Below are 21,290 nucleotides of genomic sequence, written 5' to 3' on the forward strand. Positions count from 1 at the left end.
ACGCCGCCTCCACCATTACCTGTGGGTCGCTCACTTTTGACGCGCAGCTCGGCACCTTCGAGCAGGACGGGCTGCCGTTGAAACTGACTGCGCTCGAATGGCGGGTTCTTTCTTGCCTCATCCTTCGCAAGGAGATCGTCGTGGATCGACGCGAACTGACAGAACGGGTGTATGACGGCGATGCGGAGGTCGATTCCAACTCGATCGAGGTGATCATCGCGCGTTTGCGGCGCAAGATCGGCGCGGACTGCATCGAAACCGTGCGGGGTCGCGGTTACATGCTGAAAGCGCAACCATGACACGCCCTTCTTCCGGTGCCAGTTCGTCAATATCGCGTCGCCTGACGATGTTTTCCGTGGTCTTCGTCACCGCAAGCGTGATTATCGCCTCCGCTATCCTCTACCTCATCGTTGCGGGTGTCGTGCGCGAACAGATCGATCAACGTCTTGATACCCAGATCGAGGGGGTGCGAAGCGCGCTCTCTGCCGATGGCGCAGGCGAGCTGACGCTGACTGCCGCGCTGGATGCGCCACCTTTCGACCGGCGTGGGTCGGGCTGGTACTGGCAGGTACGCGCCAAGGATACCATCATCGGCTCGCGTTCCCTTGCGGGCCGCACGCTCGACAATCCCCCTTCACCGATGGATTGGGGCAAGGTGCTGGGCCACGGCCCACACCCGGGAACCCACGCCAGTCTTGAGGGACAGGACCTCTATCTTCGGTCTATCCAGACCATCGTCGGCGGGACACTTGTCGACATCACCGCAACGGCGCCACGCGTCGCACTCGATACCCCCTCCCGACGCGCGCTTTTATGGCTCGTTCCAGCCATGACGCTGCTTGGCGCCAGTCTGGTCGCCGGCATCTTTATCCAGGTCAGATATGGTTTGAGGCCACTTCGCCAATTGACGGATGACATCGCCGCCATTTCGGCGGGTTCCCGAGACCATCTGCCGGACGTGGAGGTTGATGAACTCCGCCCCGCGACACGCGAAATAAACAGGCTCGTGGAACAGAACAAGGACAGGTTGACCGAGACGCGTCTGCATTTCGCCAATCTTGCCCACGGCCTCAAGACGCCGGTCACCAGCCTCTATCTGGCGTTGAACCAGACTAATGATCCTGATGGGACAATGCGCGGCCTGCTGGACAAGATCGATCAAAGAATTCGTCATCATCTTGCCCGGGCCCGTAAAACAGCCGCAGGCGGCGTCGTTGCCTCCACCGAGCTTTTGCCGAGAATCAACGACATCGTTGAGATCATGAGACACATTCACGCGGACCGTGGCATAGCTGCCCGTGTCGCTGTGGACGATTCATCGCGTGTGGGAGTCTTGCCGGAGGATCTCGACGAGATCATTGGCAACATCGTCGACAACGCCTTCAAGTGGGCAAAAAGCCGGGTGGAAATTTCCGCACGGAAAACAGGCCGCACCGTGAACCTCATAATTTCTGACGATGGACCCGGCATCGATGACGACCTCGTTGCGCAGGCCTTCCAGCCGGGAAAACGGATGGATGAGTCTGTTCCAGGAGATGGGTTCGGGCTCACCATCGTCAAGGAACTCGTTGAACTCCACGGCGGGCAAATCAACCTCGAGAGAAGCGCCGATCGTGGGCTGTCCTGCATCGTGACACTACCGACCGCTCTTTGATAGGAGCAACATCGACGCGATGTTGACCCTGTCTTCACCTAAGGGTAGACAGTGGCATCACAAGAAGGAGACTTATGCGCAGAGGTTGAAATTCTGGCCGTCATTCTGGCGGGTTCAGCCGGCCCTTGAGGGGCCGATCCTTTGACATGTCTCACTTAGTGGACTTTCCGTGAATAAAAAATCAGTCGAAATCCGGCCGTTTGACGCGGCGCGGGATACGCAGACTTTATCTCTCATCTGGCTCGAAGCCTCGCTGCTCGCTCACCCGTTCATCGGTACGGAGCGTCTTAGTGTACAACGCAAGCTGATCGAAGATACATATCTGCCGAATTCCGAAACATTTGTTGCCGAAATTAGTGGTCAAACAATCGGCTTTATCAGCCTGATCAATAATTTCGTCGGCGGCCTGTTTGTCTCGCCGCACTGGCAGGGCAAAGGTGTTGGCCGCGAACTCACCGCTCACGCTCTCACGATCCATGATGCGTTGACGCTCAATGTTTATACCGAGAACGCGCAGGCGATGGGTTTCTACAAATCACTGGGCTTCCGCGAGGTCACTCGCAGTTCCCACGATGATGACGGCATGCCGTTTGAAAATGCACGCTTGCAGCTGACGCGGTGAAGGAAAAAGGGCGGCCGCCGGGCCGCCCGTCTTTTTTTTCGCAGGAACGATCAGCCGAAAAGAACGAGACTGCTCTTCACGGTGACCCAGACACCCCAAAGAAGCGGAATTCCGACAGCTGCCCAGGCAAGGGCCGCCTTGGCGTCAAAACCGCCGCGGCCGATGCCGAACGAACCTGTTGGCCCTGCATTGGCAGCCGCTGTCTTCGCCTGAAGTGCGGCAACTTCAGCGTCGGACATGAACCATTTCTCCGAGAGCGGTCGGACGAAGGCATTTGCGACAAGGCCAATCGCCAGCATACCCGCCAGAATATACATCGTGCTGGTGTAAAGAGCAGGCCCGGGAGCCACGCCGGCAGCAATCTGCGCTTCGCGGATATAGTTGACGACGACGGGACCCGCGATGCCGGCAGTCGCCCAGGCCGTCAACAGACGGCCATGGATTGCGCCGACAAACTGAGTTCCGAAGATATCGGCGAGATAGGCCGGGATCGTTGCAAAGCCACCGCCATACATCGACAGGATGATGCCGAAGGCGAGGACGAAGAGCGCTTTGTTGCCCATCGTCGCGAGCGTCGGTGCGAGCGCGTACAGAATGATGCCGAGGATGAAGAAGCAGAAGTAGGTGTTCTTGCGGCCGATCTTGTCGGACATGGAGGCCCAGAAGAAGCGGCCACCGATGTTAAAGAGCGAAAGCAGGCCGGTGAAGCCGGCTGCAATCGCCGCAATCTGAGCCTTTTGTCCGGCATCGAGATCGGCAAAACCGACACCCGGAAGGCCGATGAGAGAACCCGCAAAAATTTCCTGCAGCATTGGCGAGGCCATGCCGATAACGCCGATACCAGCCGACACGTTAAGGCAGAGCACCGCCCAGATCAGCCAGAACTGCTTCGTCTTGTGGGCATCGCGCAGATGGACGTGGCGCGTTGTGATCATCGCGCTTTTTGCCGCCGGTGGTGTCCAGCCTTCCGGACGCCAGCCGGCGGGCGGAATGCGATAACCGAAGGCGCCGGCCATCATGAAAGCGAAGTAGATCACCGCCATAACGACAAATGTCTGCCAGACACCTACCGAAGTCTCGGTCTTGAAATAGTTCATCAGCAGGTTGGCAAGCGGTGCGCCAATCATGGCACCACCGCCAAAGCCCATGATGGCCATGCCTGTCGCCATGCCGCGACGGTCCGGAAACCATTTGATCAGGGTGGACACCGGCGAGATGTAACCGAGGCCAAGCCCGACGCCACCGATGACACCTGCTCCCAGCCACATCAGCCAGAGTTGATGGGTCATGACGCCGATAGCGGCGACCAGAATACCACCGCACCAGCAGCAGGCGGAAACGAAGCCTGCTTTGCGTGGGCCAACGCGCTCCAGCCACCCACCCCATATGGCGGCAGAGCAGCCGAGAAGTACGAAGAAGAGCGTATAAATCCAGCCGAGATCCGCCACGCGCCAATTGCACTCAGTGGTAAACAGCGCCCCGATCAGCGTCAGACTGGAGCAGCTGGGATCGGCAGCCGGCAGCGCTTTTGACAGCGGCAGCCAGAAAACGCTGAAACCATAGGCCATGCCGATGCACAGATGGATGGCAAGGGCGGCTGGGGGCACCAGCCAACGATTAAAACCCGGTGTTGCGATTATTCGTTCACGGTCCAGCAAACCGGTTTGGGTTGCCCCTCCCGCCGTTGCGCCTGCTACTGCCATCGACATTTCCTCCCTCATGGATGTCAGGACATTTCATTCGCCCCGCCAGGCGTCATTCGTTACGCCGCACCTCATCCTGCACGGCCTGTATTGATTCGTCTCGCCTGTCTCAAGCGCGTGACGTTTCCGGCACGCTAGGCTCCGACAACGATTCACCGGCAATCGGTCCCTTGCCGCCCGGAGCGCCCTTTGCATCATCACCAAGGCCCACGGCATCGCCCTCCGGTTCGCCAGGCCTCCTGATTTCTTTGGACGCTGCGATGACGAGCGGCAGGAAATCACCGGCACCGGCGTCCACCATCTCAAAGAAGCGCCTCCGCATGCGCGGTTCCCAGAATTTGTTGATGTGGGTGGCAACGCCATCAACTCGGATATCGTCCGGCTGCGACAGAAAAAACGTCGCAATCTGGTTTGCCATCCTCACCAGCTTTTCGTCCGTGTGATTGAGTAACATGATCTGCTCCCTGCGCCGGCTCGCGTCCAGACGCCACATGATGAGAAGGCCGGGACAAGCCCGGCTCCCGAATTATTCCGCAGCCTCCAGTTTGCCGGCGATGCGGCGGGACTGACGCGAAAGCGCATCATATTCCTCCTGCCATTCCGTCGGACCGTTTGAGGGAGAAACCTGAACCGCCGTCACCTTGTATTCCGGACAGTTGGTCGCCCAATCGGAGAAATCGGTGGTAATGACGTTCGCCTGCGTGCCGGGATGATGGAAGGTGGTATAGACCACGCCCGGCGCCACGCGGTCGGTAATCAGCGCCCTCAGCGTCGTGTCGCCCGAGCGGCTGGCGAGCTTGATCCAGTCGCCATCCTTCACCCCGCGCTGTTCAGCATCGTGCGGATGAATTTCCAGACGATCCTCCTCGTGCCAGACGACGTTCTCGGTGCGCCGTGTCTGCGCCCCGACATTGTATTGGGACAGGATGCGCCCGGTCGTGAGGAGCAGCGGGAAGCGCGGCCCCGTGCGCTCATCCGTCGCCACATATTCCGTGCGGATGAACTTGCCTTTGCCGCGGACAAAGCCGTCCACATGCATGATCGGCGAACCCTCGGGGAATTTTTCGTTGCAGGGCCACTGCACCGAACCCTTTTCTTCCAGATAGGCGTAGGAAACGCTGGCAAAACTTGGCGTCGTCGCCGCGATTTCGTCCATGATCTCCGAGGGATGGGTGTAGTTCCATGCAAGACCCATGGCCTGCGCCAGCTTCTGGGTCACTTCCCAGTCGGCGTAACCGTTCTTCGGCGACATGACCTTGCGCACGCGGTTGATGCGGCGCTCGGCATTTGTGAAGGTGCCGTCTTTTTCGAGGAAGGTGGAACCCGGCAGGAACACATGCGCATAATTCGCCGTCTCATTCAGGAAGAGATCGTGCACCACAACGCATTCCATGGCGGCAAGCCCGGCGGAGACGTGTTTGGTATCCGGGTCTGACTGGAGGATATCCTCGCCCTGAATATAGATGCCCTTGAAGCTGCCATCGACAGCGGCATCCAGCATGTTGGGAATACGCAGCCCCGGTTCGTTGTTGAGCTTCACACCCCAGAGTTTCTCGAACACATCGCGCGTCGCATCATCGGAGATATGGCGATAGCCCGGCAGCTCGTGCGGGAAGGACCCCATGTCGCAGGATCCCTGCACATTGTTCTGTCCACGCAAGGGATTGACGCCCACGCCGGGACGGCCGATGTTGCCGGTCGCCATGGCGAGATTGGCGATCGCCATGACGGTCGTTGAACCCTGGCTGTGTTCGGTGACGCCAAGACCGTAATAGATCGCGCCATTGCCACCCTTGGCATAAAGCCGGGCTGCCCCGCGCAAATCTTCCGCGGGAACACCGGTGAAACGTTCCGTCTCTTCCGGGCTGTGCTGCGGCTCGGCTACGAAAGCAGCCCAGTCCTCGAATTCCGACCAGTCGCAGCGCTCGCGAATGAAGGCCTCATTGAACAGCCCTTCGGTGACGATCACATGCGCCAGAGCCGTCAGAACGGCAACGTTGGTGCCCGGCAACAGTGGCAGGTGGAAAGCAGCCTCTACATGGGGCGTGCGGACGAGATCGATGCGGCGCGGATCGATGACGATCAGCTTTGCGCCCTGACGCAGCCGCTTCTTCAGTCGCGAACCGAAAACGGGGTGGCCGTCGGTTGGGTTGGCGCCGATAACTAGTACCACATCGGATTGCTCGACACTGTCGAAGTTCTGCGTGCCGGCGGACGTGCCGAAGGCCTGGCCGAGGCCATAACCCGTCGGCGAATGGCAGACGCGGGCGCAGGTATCGACATTATTATTGCCAAACCCGGCGCGAATGAGCTTCTGGACAAGGAATGTTTCCTCGTTCGTGCAGCGCGACGAAGTGATGCCGCCAATGGACTCGCGGCCATACTTGCCCTGAATGCGCCGAAACTCCGAAGCGACATAGGCAAAGGCCGCATCCCAGCTCACTTCACGCCAGGGATCGCCGATGTTCTCGCGGATCATCGGATTGAGAATGCGATCCCTATGGGTCGCATAACCATAAGCGAAGCGGCCCTTGACGCAGGAATGGCCGCGGTTCGCCTGCCCGTCCTTCCACGGCACCATGCGCACCAGCTCTTCGCCGCGCATTTCCGCCTTGAAAGAGCAGCCCACACCGCAATAGGCGCAGGTGGTCACCATCGAATGTTCCGGCTGGCCAATCTCGATCACGGATTTTTCGGTCAGCGTCGCGGTCGGACAGGCCTGCACGCAGGCGCCGCAGGAAACACAGTCTGAATCGAGAAACGCCTCATGCGCGCCGGGCGATACACGGCTCTCGAACCCACGGCCCTCGATCGTCAGCGCAAAGGTTCCCTGCACTTCCTCGCAGGCCCGCACGCAACGCGAACAGACGATGCATTTGGACGGGTCATAGGTGAAATAGGGATTGCTCTCGTCCTTCGGCATCCAGCGGGCATTAAGATCGCCCTCCCCGGTGCGGGCCTTGACGTGGTTGTCGCCCTCGTAGCCGTAGCGAACGTCGCGAAGCCCCACGGCGCCTGCCATGTCCTGCAATTCACAATCGCCATTGGCGGCGCAGGTCAGGCAGTCGAGCGGGTGATCGGAGATATAAAGCTCCATCACGCCCTTGCGGATCTGCTTCAGCCGCTCGGTCTGCGTGTGCACGAAGAGACCGGCAGCGACAGGCGTGGTGCAGGAGGCGGGGGTGCCGTTGCGGCCCTCCACCTCGATAAGACAGAGCCGGCACGAGCCAAAGGCATCCACCATGTCGTTGGCGCACAGTTTCGGCACATCGATGCCCGCTTCGCGCGAGGCGCGCATGATCGACGTTCCCGCGGGAACAGTCACCTGGCGGCCGTCGATTGTGAGCGTCACCATATCGGTAGCGTTGGACTTGGGGGTGCCGTAGTCGAATTCGGTTACAAGGGCCATGGTCTTACTCCGCCGCTTCAACACGTGGGGTGGGGGCAAAATCAGCAGGGAAATGCCGGAGCGCGCTCATCACGGGATAGGGCGTGAAACCGCCCAGCGCACAGAGCGAACCGAATTTCATGGTTTCGCAGAGGTCTTCCAGTAGCGCGGTGTTTTTCTCTCGCTCGATCCCGAGCGCGATCTTGTCCACCGTCTCGACACCACGTGTCGAGCCGATGCGACAGGGCGTGCATTTGCCGCAACTTTCGACGGCGCAGAACTCCAGCGCGAACCGAGCCTGATGCAGCATGTCTGCCGTATCATCGAACACCACGATGCCGGCATGGCCTATCAATCCACCAGCCGCCGTAAAAGCTTCATAGTCGAAGATCGTGTCGAACAGCGACACCGGAAAATAGGCACCGAGTGGACCGCCCACCTGCACGGCCTTCACGGGACGGCCGGTGATCGTGCTGCCGCCGATATCGTTCACCAGTTGCCCGAGCGTCAGGCCGAAGGCGGTTTCGTAAAGCCCACCATGTTTCAAATTGCCAGCAAGCTGGATCGGGATGGTGCCATGCGACCGGCCGACACCGAAATCGCGATAGAAGGCCGCACCGCGATCCATGATGACGGGAATGGAGGCCAGCGAAATCACATTGTTGACGACCGTCGGCTTGCCGAACAGGCCCTGCAGGGCGGGCAGCGGCGGCTTGGCGCGTACCGTTCCGCGTTTGCCTTCAAGGCTGTTCAGGAGTGAGGTTTCTTCGCCGCAGACATAGGCACCGGCGCCCATGCGCACTTCCATGTCGAACGCACGGCCTGACCCGAGGACGGAGGACCCGAGAATTCCCTCACGCCTTGCGATCTCGATCGCCTTTTCCATGACCCTGATGGCGTAGGGATATTCTGAACGCGTATAGATGAAGCCCTTGGTCGCGCCAACGGCCAAGCCGGCAATCGCCATGCCTTCGATCAGAACGAAGGGGTCGCCTTCCATGATCATCCGGTCGGCGAAGGTGCCGCTGTCGCCCTCATCCGCGTTGCAGACGATATATTTCTGGTCGGCGACTGCGTCAGCGACAGTCTTCCATTTGATACCCGTGGGAAATCCAGCGCCGCCGCGTCCGCGCAGGCCGCTCTGGGTCACCTCCGCAACGATATCGAGCGGGGCCATCGCCACAGCTTTTTCAAGACCCTTCATGCCCTGATAGGCGCGATAATCCTCCAGCGACAAGGGATCGGTGACGCCACACCGGGCAAATGTGAGACGCGTCTGACCCTTCAGGAATGGGATGTCCTTTGTCGGCCCGAGACAGAGGCGGTGGTCGCCGCCGGTCAGAAAACCGGCCTCGAAAAGCGAAGCGACATCGCCCGCCTTGACGGGGCCATAGGCGATACGGCCATGCTCGGTGCGCACTTCCACCAGCACTTCAAGCCAGAGCATGCCACGCGAGCCGTTACGGACAATATGGACGTCGAGGTTGCGGACAGTGGCTTCGCGGGCGATGGCATCGGCAACGCGATTTGCGCCAACGGCAAGGGCCGCAGAATCGCCGGGAACAAAAACGGTGACACTCATCGGCGTGCCTCCGTCAGAATCTCACTAAGACAGTCCTCATCAAGACGGGCATGGACCTCGCCATCCAGCATCAGGGCCGGCGCCTGGGCACAGAGGCCGAGACAGAAAACCGGCTCCAGCGTCACGGAACCATCAGCCGCGGTTTCATGCCAGTCGAGGCCGAGCCGGGACTTGATGGTTTCCGCAAGAGGCTCGCCACCCATCGACTGGCAAGCCTCGGCGCGACAGAGCTTCAGGACATGACGTCCGTGAGGATGATCGCGAAAATCGGGGTAGAAGGTAACGACGCCATGAACTTCAGCGCGCGAGATGTTCAGCGCGGATGCGATGATCTGCTTGGCGCTTTCCGGGATATAGCCGAATTCTTCCTGCACCGCGTGCAGGATGGGCAGCAGAGGCCCTTCCAGGTGAAGAAATTCGTCAATGACAGCGGAAACACGGGCCGCCTCATCCGCGGCAACCGCTCTGATATTCATAAGCCAGTCCTCCCAAACCGACAGGGGCAGGAATGGCGACCAAGACTTTCATCAAGCACGCCGCAGCCCCCTGCGTGTATAAACAATGGCGAAGCCGGGTGGATCAGGTCAATAAGGCGTTTCCGTCATCTGATAGGAAATGCCTATCAAACGCCTTTTCCGCTGCCCTTTGACGTGCCTCGTGTAGAAGCGCAGAGACCAGAGGCGTGTGTGGCTCCCGGTGGGTGGCGATCAAACCAACGAGATGCTCGGGTTCCGGATCGGTGATGGGAATGATCCTGATCTGCTTCGGAAAACCGAAGGATTCAGCAAGGTTACGCGGCATTATTGAAGCCCATTGTCCGGTGCGGATATGGGAAAACAGCACGATCATGGAGTTGGATTCAAGCGTCGGTTTAGCCTCCACCCCCGCCTCGGCCATGTGCTTGTTGATGATGCGCCTGTTCTGCATATCCGGCGTTAATAGGCAAAGCCTAAGACTGGAAACCTGCTTCCAGGTAACACTTTCCTGATCCGCAAGCGGCGTTCCGGCAGCGGCAATGAGGTGATATCGCTCAGAATAAAGCGGGACAGTGGTCACGCGCCCAAGTGGCTCATTGTCGAGGTAACTGATTCCCGCATCGATCTCGAGGTTTTCGATCTGGCTCAAGACCTGCAGCGAGGTGCGTGACGTGACGGAAAAAGTCACATCGGGATGGCGCGCCTGAAACGATTCCGTCAATCGTGGCACCATCGCAAGCGCGGTCGGAATGACGGCCAGGCGAATATGTCCGGTCAGGCCCTTGCGGGCAGCGCGCATTTCCTCACGCATTGTGCGTGCATCGCCAACGATGCGGCGCGCCCATTCCAGAACACGCTGGCCCTCCGGTGTCAGCCCCTGATACCGTGCCGAGCGCACCACCAGAACGACGCCCAGTTGATCCTCCAACTGCCGGATTGCCGCCGACAGGCTGGGCTGGGAGACACCACATTCCTCCGCCGCCCGGCCGAAATGTTCAGCCCGCGCCAATGCAATGAAAAATTCCAGCTTGTCGATCATACGCTCTCCCCCCGCGGCGCGCCCATTTGACCGGTGTGCGCGGGAGAACCCTAGAACGTGGCGCAAGCGCCCGCAAATGGCTGCGGGCATTTTCCTGCAAACTATGCGCAGGCCACGAGAGCGGGCCCCTTCACGCGCGGATAGTCATAGGCGTTGACCTTCGAGGTACTGTAGCCGGCACCAACAAGAGCTTCGGCAAGCTTGATCGCCGCCGTCACGCCATCGATGACCGGAACACCTGTGGCGTCGCGCAGCCGGTCGCAGAGCGAGGACATGCCGGCGCAGCCGAGAATGATCGCTTCTGCCGCATCCTCGCGTTTGGCGACCTCGATTTCGCGACGAAGCAGGGCTTCCGCGACCTCCGGGTCTTCTTCAAGCCCAAGAACCGGCAGATTGATTGCCCGGACCTTCCGGCAATGACGTTGCGCGCCGTAATCCTCCACAAGATCCTCGATAACAGGAATGGAGCGAGGAAGCGTGGTAATGATGGAGAAGCGGCGACTGATCGTCATCGCCACTTGCACGGCCGCCTGGCAGATGCCAATGACAGGCCCCTGCGCCACTTCGCGGGCGGCATGAAGGCCGGGATCGTCGAAACAGGCGATCACATAGGCGTCCACGCCCTGCCCCTCGCCCTTGCGAATTTCCGCCAGAAGCCCGGGAACGGCCATGGCCTCATCCGCCTGCCCTTCGATACTGACGGGGGTGTCGACCGGATTTGTCGCAGAGACTTGCGTTTCCTTTTGCTTGACCCGTAGCGCGCTATCAAGGGCCTGCGCGGTCATAGAAGCGGTGGAATTGGGATTGATCAAACGAATATGCATCGCACGCATCCTGATGAGCTGTCACTTGCCGTCAGGCGCGGTGAAATCGGTGATTGGTGGCGCCTTCAAAACAAACTGGCGGTCCGAGGTGATATAGTTGTCGGCGTGAAGCCGGGCGATCGGCTGATAGCGATCGGCATCGACATAACGTCCCTCTTCATCGAGGCATTCGTTATGAACATGCATGTGCACCACTTCGCCGAGCACCAGTGTGCGGCGGGGGTAATCGATCAGTCGTTCCACCTTGCATTCGAATGCACAAGGCGATTGCTCGGCATAACTCGCATCGATCTTGTTGCACGGCATGGCCGTAAGTTTGGCCATCGACATTTCGTCAACTTCATTGTCGAAGCCGAGGCCGCAGATCAGCATCTGCTCCGAAAGCGCCATATCGACCATATTGACGACGAACTCGCCGGTGCGGCGGATATTCACCATCGTGTCCTTCTCCTCGCCGCTGACCTTCGGCTGAATGCCAAGGACGACGATGGGCGGATCATGCGAAAAGACGTTGAAGAAGCTCATCGGGGCTGCATTGTTATGGCCGGCTTCAGAACGCGTCGTCACAAGCGCGATCGGTCGCGGACCGATAAAATTCGTCAGAAGGCGGTAGCGGCTCTGGGGCTCAAGCGCGCTGAAATCGAATTCCATGATCGGCATCCTATTATAGTCTACAATTATCTTTCATATTGTTGACAATGTTGCAACCAAAATCCCGTTGATACAGTTGACTTTTTCATTCACATCACGCTTCTCTATGGCGATTGGGGAGTATGTCGAATGAGCGAGCAGCCCGGCCCGTCCACGCAGCAGATTGTCGAGAAAGTATGGCTTTCGATCGCCGAACGCCGGCTGCGTCCGGGCGTGCAGCTGAAAGAAGAGCAACTGGCGACAATCTTTGGCGTCAGCCGTGCTAAAATCCGCCAGGCATTGTCCGTTCTCGAGCGTGACGGACTGGTGACCATCGTTCCCAATCGCGGCGCTTTTGTCTCCAAACCGTCGGTCGAGGAAGCCCGCGATGTCTTCTTCGTGCGCCGTACCGTCGAGCAATGCGTGGTCGAAAGACTGTGCAAATCCGCCACCAAGACAGATCTCAAGAAGCTACGCGACCACGTGGCCAAAGAGCGTGTGGCCAATGCCAAAAACGTCACGACCGACATCATCAAGCTTTCCGGCGGGTTCCACCTTCTGCTTGCGGAAACGCTCGGTTCCGACTTCCTCTTCACCACCATGCGCGACCTCATTTCCCGCTCGTCGCTCATTACCGCCGTTTACCGTAACACGGATCGCTTCAACTGCGGCCCGGACGAACATGCGGAAATCGTCGATGCGATTGCCAACAATGATCCGTCGCGGGCCATCCACCTGATGACCCACCACCTTGAGCATGTGGAAGCGGAACTCGATCTCAGCGAAATCCGCGACCTTTCCCACGACCTGCGCGCCGCGCTCGGCTGATCTTCCGCTCAGGCGCTTTGTCGCTCGCCCGCCCATTGCGTGTCATCTTCGACCAGATGACAGGCAACCCGCGTGCTGTTGGCGAGGCATTTCACCTTCGGGACTTCTGCCGAACATTGCGCCGTTGCGAGCGGACAACGGGGGTGAAACGCGCAACCCGAAGGTGGCTTCAGAGGGCTTGGCACTTCACCGGCAACAATCTCCCGGTCCCGCTGCGGCGTCTTGATATTGGGGATCGTCTGGAGAAGCAGCCGTGTATAGGGATGGCGCGGATTGGCGAAAAGCTCTTCCGTATCGCCCTCCTCCACGATCCGCCCGAGATACATCACCGCGATACGGTCTGACATGTGACGGACAACGCTCATGTCGTGGCTGATGAAGAGATAGGTGAGGCCGAGTTCATCCTGCAGGCGGCGCATAAGGTTCAGCACCTGCGCCTGCACCGACACGTCGAGCGCAGATGTCGGCTCGTCGCAGACGAGGAATTCCGGTTCGCTCGCCAACGCGCGGGCAATGGAGATGCGCTGGCGTTGGCCGCCGGAAAACTCATGCGGAAACTTTTCGCCGTCAGAGGCCGACAGCCCCACAGTGTTTAGAAGTTCCTCCACGCGCGCCATCGTTTCGGCCTTGGTCGCGCGCAGCTTCAGTTCACGGATTGGCTCTGCGATGATGTTCTTTACCCGCCAGCGCGGATTGAGCGAGGCATAGGGATCCTGAAAGATCATCTGCGCCGACAGGGGTTTGCCCTTGCCGCCTGCCGCGAAACGAAACTCGCCGGCGCTTGGCCGGAAAAGCCCTGTCACGAGGCGGGCGACGGTCGACTTTCCGCAGCCGCTCTCGCCGACAATGCTAAGACAGCCGCCGGCCGGAACGGAAAAGTCGATATCGTTGACCGCCTGTACGAATTGCCGGGGTTTGCGCTCGATAATACGGTTGAGCAGCGGAGCCGAAACGTCGAAGGTTTTCGTCAGGCCCTTCACCGTCAACGCCGGCTTGCCCAATGCTGCCTTTTGAGATGCGGATTGTGTCATGCTGTGCCTCCTGCATTCAGCCAGCACGCACTGGCGCCGTTGCCGACGGTTTCGAGTTCAGGCCGTTCCCGCCGACAGCGTGGCCCGGCAAATCCACAGCGGGGATTGAATGCGCATCCGGGCGGAATTGCATCGAGACGTGGCATCGCGCCGTCGATCTGGTTCAGCCGCTCTACCCGCGCACCAAGCGAGGGAATGGAGGCCATCAGGCCCTGCGTATAGGGGTGGCGCGGTTCGTGCAGCACCTGCTCGACCGGTCCCACCTCTATCAGCCGGCCGGCATAAAGCACCGCCACCCGGTCGGCAGCCTCGGCAATGACGCCCATGTCGTGGGTGACGAGCATGACCGCCGTCTGCTTTTCCTTGCACAGCCGCCGCAGCAGCGAAATGATCTGCGCCTGGATCGAGACGTCGAGCGCGGTCGTCGGTTCGTCGGCGATGATGAGTTTTGGAGAGGCGGCGAGCGCGAGCGCAATCACGACACGCTGGCGCATGCCGCCGGAAAACTGGTGCGGATAATGATCGACACGATCCGCAGGTGATGGAATGCCGACATCTTTCAACAGTTGAACAGCCCGTGCACGGGCATCTGCTTTCGACAGCGGCAGGTGCTGGCGGATCGTTTCGACAAGCTGCGCACCGACCGTAAAGAGTGGATTGAGCGAGGTCAGCGGGTCCTGAAAGATCGCACCGATCTCACGGCCGCGAATGCTTTCCATCGCCCGGTCATCCAGTTGATCGATACGCCGCGACCCGAGCCATATTTCGCCATCGGCGATGTGGCCAGGTTTCTCGAGCAGGCCCTGGATGGCAAGGCCCGTCATGGATTTACCGGCGCCGGATTCACCGACGACACCCAGGATTTCACCGGGCCGGATCGAAAGGCTGATATCGGAAAGGGCGGTAACGGTCCCGCGACGACCGGGAAACTCGACCTTGAGATTGCGGACATCGATAACCGATTGGTTCATATCAACCATGCTGGGCAACCTCCACCGGATAGCTCGGAGGGAAGATTTCGGAGACGGGCGGATTTGCCCAGCTCCGTTCGGGATATTTTGCAATCAGGCGGCCGAACTGCGCCTGTGCCTGTTCACGGGCACGCCGCATGTCGATGTGGGCGACCTGCCTTTCACGCATCGAAAGACGGCCGTCGACAAAAACGGCCCGCGTGACTTTGCCCGAGCCGCCGGTCACCAGCGTGGTGATCGGGTCGATGCTCGGCGCCATGACGGTATCGTCGAGGTCAAAGACGGCAATGTCTGCCCTAGCACCCGGCGAAAGATGGCCAAGGTCAGACCGCCCAAGCGCGCGTGCGCCGCCAAGTGTGGCCGCATCGAAAAGATCGGCACAGCGGATCTGGTCCGGAGCACCGTCATTGATGCGGCAGGTGATCAGCCCTACGAGCAGATTCATCAACATGTCCGCCGGGGCCGTATCCGTTCCCATCGCAATGTTGATGCCGCGTTTGCGGCAGGAAGAGAAGGATGAGAGCGTGCTGCCACCACGGCTCGAGACCAGCGGACAGTGGACGATGGAGACGCCGTTTTTCGCATAGAGTGCCAGGTCTTCCTCCGTCGCATTGGTGGCGTGCGGGGCGATCAGCCTTTCGCTGAGCAGGCTCGCCTTGGCAAGCCAGACTGGCGCGGTCGAGCCGTGGAGCTTGCGAACCGTATCGACCTCCATGGCGCCCTGCGCCATATGGAGACGGAACTTGCAGCCGAGGTCTCGGGCAGCCGCATCGGTGCGCTCTATGAGCGCAAGAGTGGAGGTTTCCACCCGATCCGGCGCGAGCATGCCGCGCACCAGATCGCCGTGCCTTCCACTCTGCTTTTCGATGAAGGCGATCGCGTCGGCGAGGCCCTGAAGGCCACGCTGCTCATCAAAGACCGGAACCATGCGGCCCGGCTCCTCAAGCACCATGCCACCCGAACGGAAGGCGGGGCTGAGATAAACGCGCAGGCCAAGTTCGCCGGCAGCATCCGCGGCAGCATCGAACTCCGCCACGGTCTCCCCCCACTCGCGATAAAACAGCGATGCGATGGGGGCTGCCGTGGTGATGCCGTTTAGGAGCAACTGCCCGAAGGCGAAACGCTTCTGAAAGGCAAGCTCTTCCGGGGAATACATTTCGTAAGGACCAGCCTCGACATAGGAGCGCGGCCAGACACGACCCTTCGCCCAGCCCGGATGATGATCGATGCCGAGGATCGTCGTATCCAGATCGGAAAGCGCATCGAGATCGATCAGGCCGGGGCTGACGAGCGCATTGCCAAAATCGATACGCTGGGCGACCTCTCCGGGAAATCGATGCCCGACAAAGACGATTTCGCCGTCTTCGAAAACAACTTCGCCGTTTTTAAGCAGCCGGTGCGAACCGTCCCGGTGCCCTACAACCCAGCTGGCTGTCAGCAACGTCCGTCCTTCCGGCCTTTTGCCAAGTTGCAACGAATTGAGAACATCGCTCATCACGGCGCCTCCACAATGGCTTTGCCATCTCTCGCCGTAACGCGGCCGCCTTTGACGACCAGTGGCCGGGGGGCGATATCGACAACGGCTTGCGCCAGCGTTTCACCGGTCAAGAGGGTAAAGTCGGCAGCGCAGCCGATTTCCAGGCCGTAATCTTCAACGCCCATGACATCGGCGCCGCCCTTGGAAACGACATAGAGCACATGAGCAAGTTCGATATCCGAACGCAGGCCGTTTTTCATGCCGATGATCTTGGCGCGATCCAGCATATCCGGCTGTCCCCACGGACCCCATGTATCGCGGATACCATCACAGCCACCGCCAACGCGCACACCCGCTTCCTTGAGGCGCATGATCGATGGCACGCTTGCCGATGGCGCACCCGTGGTCAGGATGGCGACATCAAGCCGCGCAATCTCGTCGATCAGCCTACCGACGCGAAGATAGTCATTCATGCCGAGCGCGAAGGCGTGGCTGATGGCAACATTGCCCTGCATGCCGTTTGCCCGGATGCGCTCGAAGATGAGCTCCATGGTGAAGGCGCCGAGGTCGGCGGCTTCGTGCAGATGAATATCGATCGGCACGCCGTGTTTTGTCGCGAGCTGAAAAAGAATGTCCAGCTGACCCTTGGGATCGCGGTCAATGCCACAGGGATCGATGCCGCCAAGCACCTCGCAGCCCTGCTTTAAGGCTTCATCGAGAAGCTCCACCGTGCCGGGCATGACCATGACGCCCGATTGCGGGAAGGCGACGACCTCGATATCGATGATGCCATCAAGCTTTTCCCGTGTTTCCCAGATGCCTTCGACCAGCTTCAGCCCATGGGTCGGGTCGATATCGACGTGGCTGCGAATATGGGTGCCGCCATTGGCCGCAAGCCCGATGGCATGGCGCATGGACTGGCGATGCGGATCGATGCCGATCTGAACGCGGTTTTCCCGCTCGAAATCGATCCGCTCGCGCAGGATGGCAGCACGATTGTTGACGTGCCAGGGCATGCCCCACGTCGTCTTGTCCAGATGCGTATGGGCATCGACAAGACCGGGGACGGCAATTGCTCCCTTGCCATCCTCAATCGGCATGCCGGGTTCGGCGTCGAACTTTCCGAAGCCGATAATCTTGCCGTTCCTGATCATGATGTCGCTGGCTTCGCCCGCCATGGGCCTTACGTTGCGAAGAAGAAGATCGTGCATGGAACTCACCTCAGTTTTGGATTGAGCGCATCGCGCAGCCAGTCACCCAAAAGGTTAACGGTGACGACGAGCAGGCAGAGCTGGAAGACAGGGAACAGCACGATCCACCAGGAGCCGGAGAACAAGAACTGGTTGCCGATACGGATCAGCGTGCCGAGCGACGGCTGGCTTGGCGGCATGCCGATGCCGAGAAAGGACAGGGTTGCTTCGGTAAGAATCGCCATGCCGAAATTGAGCGTCGCGGCAACCATGATCGGCGTCAGCGTATTGGGCAGGATATGCGCCGCCATGATGCGGCGGGCGGGGACGCCGATCAGCTTTGCCGCCTGAACATAGTCCTTGCCAGTTTCGACGATGGCCTGGGCGCGCACCGTACGGGCATATTGCACCCATGCGGAAAGCGCGATGGCGAGAATGAGCACGGCAGATGCCCCCACCTCCCGCAGATTGTCGGGCAGCATCTGGCGGACGACAGTGGAGACGAGGATCGCCACGAGAATGGTCGGGATGGAGAGCGTGATGTCACCGATGCGCATCAGGAGGCCATCGGCAAAACCACCGAAGTACCCCGCCACCAGACCTGCCGTCATGCCGATGACGAGCGAAAGCAGCACGGAGGCAACGCCGATGACGATGGAGATGCGTGTGCCGTAAAGAATGGCCGAGAGCATGTCGCGTCCCTGCGTATCTGTTCCCAAGAGAAACGGCCATTCGCCGCCCTCCTGCCAGATCGGCGGCAGCTCGGCCTGCCACATGTCCAGCGAGGCGCCATCATAGGGATTCTGGGGTGCAATCCACGGCGCGAAGACAGCGGCGAGGATGAGGATTGTCAGGATGAGCGCGCTGATCTTTGCCGATTTGCTGCGGCTGAAGGACCAGTAGAGATCGCTGTCACGCATGCGACTGAAAAGCGACCGGCGGGCGGATTTTTCCGTTTGCGAAAGGTCTGTCATGAAACCGGCTCCCTTCGGTTAGCGCGCGGCGCGCAGACGCGGATCGATGACCGCATAGGCGATATCAACGAGCGTGTTGAGGACTACGAAGATGAAGGAGATGATGCAGAGATAGGCCGCCATGACGGGGATATCGAGGAAGGTGACCGCCTGGATGAATAACATGCCCATGCCCGGCCACTGAAACACCGTTTCCGTGATGAGCGCGAAGGCGATGAGCGAGCCCACATTCATCGTCGTCAATGTCACCACCGGCATCAGACAGTTGCGCAGCGCATGACGGAAATAGATCCGCCAGCGTGGGATACCGCGAGCCCGTGCAAATTTCACGAAATCGGACCGCAGAACTTCAAGCATTTCCGCCCGCACCAGACGCATGACAAGCGTGATCTGGTACAGCGAAAGGGCAATGGCCGGAAGAATGAGGGCCGCGCGTCCGGATGAGGTCAAAAGCCCTGTCGACCACCAGCCGAGCTGAACGACATCGCCGCGACCGAAGGCCGGTGCCCAGCCGAGGGAAACGGAAAAGACCAGAATGAGAAGGATGCCGACAACGAAGCTCGGCAGCGAAACGCCGACAATCGACAGGAATTGCAGGCCCTCCGTATACCATTTTCCGCGCCGGATCGCCGTCAGAACGCCGAGAGGCAGACCGACGACCAGCGATATGATGGTGGCAACCAGCACCAGCTCAAGCGTTGCGGGAAACCTTTCGGCGATCAACGGTAGAACCTGCTGCCCATTGCGGTAGGAAACACCGAAATTACCCTCCGCTGCATCTTTCACAAATCGCAGATATTGGGTCGGCAGGCTGTCATTGAGGCCCAGCCGTTCACGTAGCGCGGCACGATCTTCCTGCGAGGTCTGTTCGCCGACCATCAGTTCGACGGGATCGCCCGCCAGCCGAAAAATGAGAAAGGCGAGAAGCGCGACGGAAAGCATGACGAGCACGGCATTTCCCAAACGCTTGATGATGAAAACCAGCATTGTTACCTCTCGGACGCGAGCCTGAGCCACGCGGGCTTTCAGGTTCGATCACTCTCTTCCAGAGATGGGCCAAAGATTTCACGGCCTGACTTAGCCGCAACAACATACAACTTTGTCGACAATTTCGACGCGGATTCACCCTGATCCCGGACCGGTTAACCGCCAAGCAACTGAGGCGCTCGGCCTGGGCCGGCGCCTCAACAACGCGTCTTACTTGTCGACCTGGGTCAGCCAATGGCGTGGCTTGTTGTCGGCACGGAAGTCGACACTTTTGACCTTTGCCAGCATAGCCCAGGCAATCGGCTGCTGGTGCAACGGCACGAGCATGGTCTCGTCCTTGGCGATCTTCAGCGCAGCTTCTTCAAGCGCCAGGCGCTTCGTATTGTCCTGCTCCTGCGCCGCCTGCGCGACAAGCTTGTCAATTTCCGGGTTGGACCAGCCGCCATAATTGGAGACGCCCATCGCACCCTTGCGGGTGGAGAGGATCTGCGACAGCATCGAGAAGGCGTCCAGCGTCGGCTCGTTCGCCCAGCTGAGGTTGAAGACGTCGGCCTTGCCGCCATTGCGCTTGGGTGACTGTACCGAACGTGGCGCAATATCGATCGTCGGCTGGAAGCCGCCGCGCTTCAACATGTTGGCAACGCCCGAGCAGATATCCTCCTCATTGACGCTCTCGTCATTCATGCAGGTATAGGTGAAGGCGAGGTTCTTCATGCCGGCATCGGCAAGCAGCTTCTGCGCCTTGGCCGGATCGGCCGGTTCAAAGGTATCAAGCGACTTGGCGTAGCCCGCAATTTCGGGCGCGATCAGCGAACCAGAAGGTCTTGCAAGACCACGCATGACTTTTTTGTTAATCAGGTCTCGATCGATCGATGCTTCGAAGGCCTGACGGACACGCAGATCATTGAAGGGATTCGGCTGGCCATTCTCGAGCTTTTCGCGGCGATTGAAGCCGATGAAGAGCGTGCGAAGCTCGGTGCGTTTCTTGACCGAGATATTGGGCGAGGATTCCAGGCGCGGCAAATCCTGGATCGGAGCGGAATCGATAAGGTCGATTTCACCCGACAGCAGTGCCGCAACGCGTGTCGCAGCAGATGCAATAGGCACGAATTCGATGCGGTCGAGATTGTGCTTCTTCTGGTCCCACCAGCCTTCATTCGCAACGAGAACAGTTTTGCTGTCCGGAACGCGGCTCTCCAGCTTGAAGGGGCCGGTCCCATTGGTGTGCATGGTGGTGTAGCCATCAACCTTCGACGCGAAGTCGGTAGGCTTCTCACTATTGTTATCTTTCAACCACTTGGCGTTGAAAATGAAGATGTTGGTTATGTCGTTCAGAAAGAGCGAGGTAGGCGCGTTGACATCGAGGTCAACCGTGTAGTCGTCGACCTTTTTGACGCCAGCGTAAATCGGAATATTGCCACGCAGCGGCGAGGTTGCGTCCGAAGCGCGTGTGAAAGATGCGACGACGTCATCGGCGGTAAAGTCTGCGCCGTCATGGAACTTCACACCCTTGCGCAGGGTGAAGCGCCAGGTCTTTCCATCAATCAGCTTCCACTCGGTGGCAAGTGCGGGCTCGATCTGAAAATCCGGCCCGTAGCGAACGAGGCCCTCGTAAATATGGTTCAGAAAAGCCAGGTTGGACGTCGACGGCACCGAATAGGGGTCTAGTGAATAAAGATCGGCGCGACCGCCCCAGCGAAGGGTCTCGGCATTGGCGGGAACGGCAATGGCGGCGGCAGCCATGGCCGCCAGGACGAAACTTCTGATACGGGACATTTGATCCCCCCTTTTTTATAAATCGTTGAAAGACCGCAAGGCGGTCCGGTCTGGCAGAGGGAGTATTGTTTCGCCCAGGCTTATTGTCAATAATATTGTTGACAATTATCGTACTCGAAATCGTATGTTTTTGGATAC

The 21,290-nt window shown here is 59.5% G+C and carries 19 protein-coding genes; 4 read left to right on the plus strand and 15 right to left on the minus strand.

The window, feature by feature from the left end:
• The 3 genes from ACUTJJ_RS12430 to ACUTJJ_RS12440 form a co-directional block, all read left to right on the plus strand.
• Window positions 1-299: winged helix-turn-helix domain-containing protein (locus tag ACUTJJ_RS12430; RefSeq protein WP_445542369.1), on the plus strand; the 299-nt coding region annotated here is incomplete at its 5' end.
• Window positions 296-1,654 carry a sensor histidine kinase gene (locus tag ACUTJJ_RS12435; RefSeq protein ID WP_445542370.1) on the plus strand — a complete coding sequence of 453 codons (1,359 nt, stop codon included), beginning with the start codon at window positions 296-298 and terminating at the stop codon, window positions 1,652-1,654. The genes ACUTJJ_RS12430 and ACUTJJ_RS12435, both read left to right, overlap by 4 nt.
• Window positions 1,655-1,823: 169 nt before the next feature.
• Window positions 1,824-2,276: a GNAT family N-acetyltransferase gene (locus ACUTJJ_RS12440; RefSeq protein ID WP_445542371.1), complete on the plus strand. Its 453-nt coding sequence runs from the start codon at window positions 1,824-1,826 to the stop codon at window positions 2,274-2,276.
• A 50-nt stretch (window positions 2,277-2,326) separates the two neighbouring features.
• Here ACUTJJ_RS12440 and ACUTJJ_RS12445 read toward each other — a convergent pair whose 3' ends face one another.
• The 8 genes from ACUTJJ_RS12445 to ACUTJJ_RS12480 all read right to left on the minus strand — a co-directional run bounded on the left by ACUTJJ_RS12445 (window position 2,327) and on the right by ACUTJJ_RS12480 (window position 11,939).
• Complete coding sequence (locus ACUTJJ_RS12445; RefSeq protein WP_063951694.1) at window positions 2,327-3,979, minus strand: OFA family MFS transporter; 1,653 nt, start codon at window positions 3,977-3,979, stop codon at window positions 2,327-2,329.
• Between the two features lie 109 nt (window positions 3,980-4,088).
• On the minus strand, window positions 4,089-4,433 hold the full coding sequence (locus tag ACUTJJ_RS12450) for a formate dehydrogenase subunit delta (RefSeq protein ID WP_063951693.1): 345 nt from the start codon (window positions 4,431-4,433) through the stop codon (window positions 4,089-4,091).
• Window positions 4,434-4,505: 72 nt separating this feature from the next.
• On the minus strand, window positions 4,506-7,388 hold the full coding sequence (gene fdhF / locus ACUTJJ_RS12455; RefSeq protein ID WP_445542372.1) for a formate dehydrogenase subunit alpha: 2,883 nt from the start codon (window positions 7,386-7,388) through the stop codon (window positions 4,506-4,508).
• Window positions 7,389-7,392: 4 nt separating this feature from the next.
• On the minus strand, window positions 7,393-8,949 hold the full coding sequence (locus ACUTJJ_RS12460) for a formate dehydrogenase beta subunit (RefSeq protein WP_445542373.1): 1,557 nt from the start codon (window positions 8,947-8,949) through the stop codon (window positions 7,393-7,395).
• Window positions 8,946-9,425: a formate dehydrogenase subunit gamma gene (locus ACUTJJ_RS12465; protein WP_445542374.1), complete on the minus strand. Its 480-nt coding sequence runs from the start codon at window positions 9,423-9,425 to the stop codon at window positions 8,946-8,948. The genes ACUTJJ_RS12460 and ACUTJJ_RS12465 overlap by 4 nt, the downstream gene beginning before the upstream one ends.
• A gap of 103 nt (window positions 9,426-9,528) precedes the next feature.
• Entirely contained in the window at window positions 9,529-10,464 is a 936-nt protein-coding gene (locus ACUTJJ_RS12470; protein ID WP_063951689.1) for a LysR family transcriptional regulator, read from the minus strand.
• A gap of 101 nt (window positions 10,465-10,565) precedes the next feature.
• Window positions 10,566-11,288 (minus strand): aspartate/glutamate racemase family protein, encoded by a 723-nt coding sequence (locus tag ACUTJJ_RS12475; protein ID WP_445542375.1) that lies wholly within the window; start codon window positions 11,286-11,288, stop codon window positions 10,566-10,568.
• Window positions 11,289-11,309: 21 nt separating this feature from the next.
• Window positions 11,310-11,939 carry a flavin reductase family protein gene (locus tag ACUTJJ_RS12480; RefSeq protein WP_445542376.1) on the minus strand — a complete coding sequence of 210 codons (630 nt, stop codon included), beginning with the start codon at window positions 11,937-11,939 and terminating at the stop codon, window positions 11,310-11,312.
• Between the two features lie 129 nt (window positions 11,940-12,068).
• Here ACUTJJ_RS12480 and ACUTJJ_RS12485 point away from each other — a divergent pair, with 129 nt between their 5' ends.
• Entirely contained in the window at window positions 12,069-12,746 is a 678-nt protein-coding gene (locus tag ACUTJJ_RS12485) for a GntR family transcriptional regulator (protein ID WP_445542377.1), read from the plus strand.
• A gap of 8 nt (window positions 12,747-12,754) precedes the next feature.
• Here ACUTJJ_RS12485 and ACUTJJ_RS12490 read toward each other — a convergent pair whose 3' ends face one another.
• The 7 genes from ACUTJJ_RS12490 to ACUTJJ_RS12520 form a co-directional block, all read right to left on the minus strand.
• A complete protein-coding gene (locus ACUTJJ_RS12490; protein ID WP_445542378.1) occupies window positions 12,755-13,777 on the minus strand; it encodes an ABC transporter ATP-binding protein in 1,023 nt (340 codons plus the stop codon).
• On the minus strand, window positions 13,774-14,757 hold the full coding sequence (locus tag ACUTJJ_RS12495) for an ABC transporter ATP-binding protein (RefSeq protein ID WP_004444579.1): 984 nt from the start codon (window positions 14,755-14,757) through the stop codon (window positions 13,774-13,776). The genes ACUTJJ_RS12490 and ACUTJJ_RS12495 overlap by 4 nt, the downstream gene beginning before the upstream one ends.
• Window positions 14,750-16,243, minus strand: coding sequence for an amidohydrolase family protein (locus ACUTJJ_RS12500; protein WP_445542379.1), 1,494 nt, complete (start codon window positions 16,241-16,243; stop codon window positions 14,750-14,752). The genes ACUTJJ_RS12495 and ACUTJJ_RS12500 overlap by 8 nt, the downstream gene beginning before the upstream one ends.
• Complete coding sequence (locus ACUTJJ_RS12505) at window positions 16,243-17,436, minus strand: amidohydrolase family protein (RefSeq protein WP_445542380.1); 1,194 nt, start codon at window positions 17,434-17,436, stop codon at window positions 16,243-16,245. The genes ACUTJJ_RS12500 and ACUTJJ_RS12505 overlap by 1 nt, the downstream gene beginning before the upstream one ends.
• Before the next feature lie 5 nt (window positions 17,437-17,441).
• A complete protein-coding gene (locus tag ACUTJJ_RS12510) occupies window positions 17,442-18,389 on the minus strand; it encodes an ABC transporter permease (protein ID WP_063951684.1) in 948 nt (315 codons plus the stop codon).
• An 18-nt stretch (window positions 18,390-18,407) separates the two neighbouring features.
• Window positions 18,408-19,376: an ABC transporter permease gene (locus ACUTJJ_RS12515; protein WP_445542381.1), complete on the minus strand. Its 969-nt coding sequence runs from the start codon at window positions 19,374-19,376 to the stop codon at window positions 18,408-18,410.
• Between the two features lie 210 nt (window positions 19,377-19,586).
• Window positions 19,587-21,152: an ABC transporter substrate-binding protein gene (locus ACUTJJ_RS12520; RefSeq protein WP_063951682.1), complete on the minus strand. Its 1,566-nt coding sequence runs from the start codon at window positions 21,150-21,152 to the stop codon at window positions 19,587-19,589.
• Window positions 21,153-21,290: the final 138 nt, after the last annotated feature.

Source organism: Agrobacterium sp. DKPNP3 (assembly GCF_052686535.1).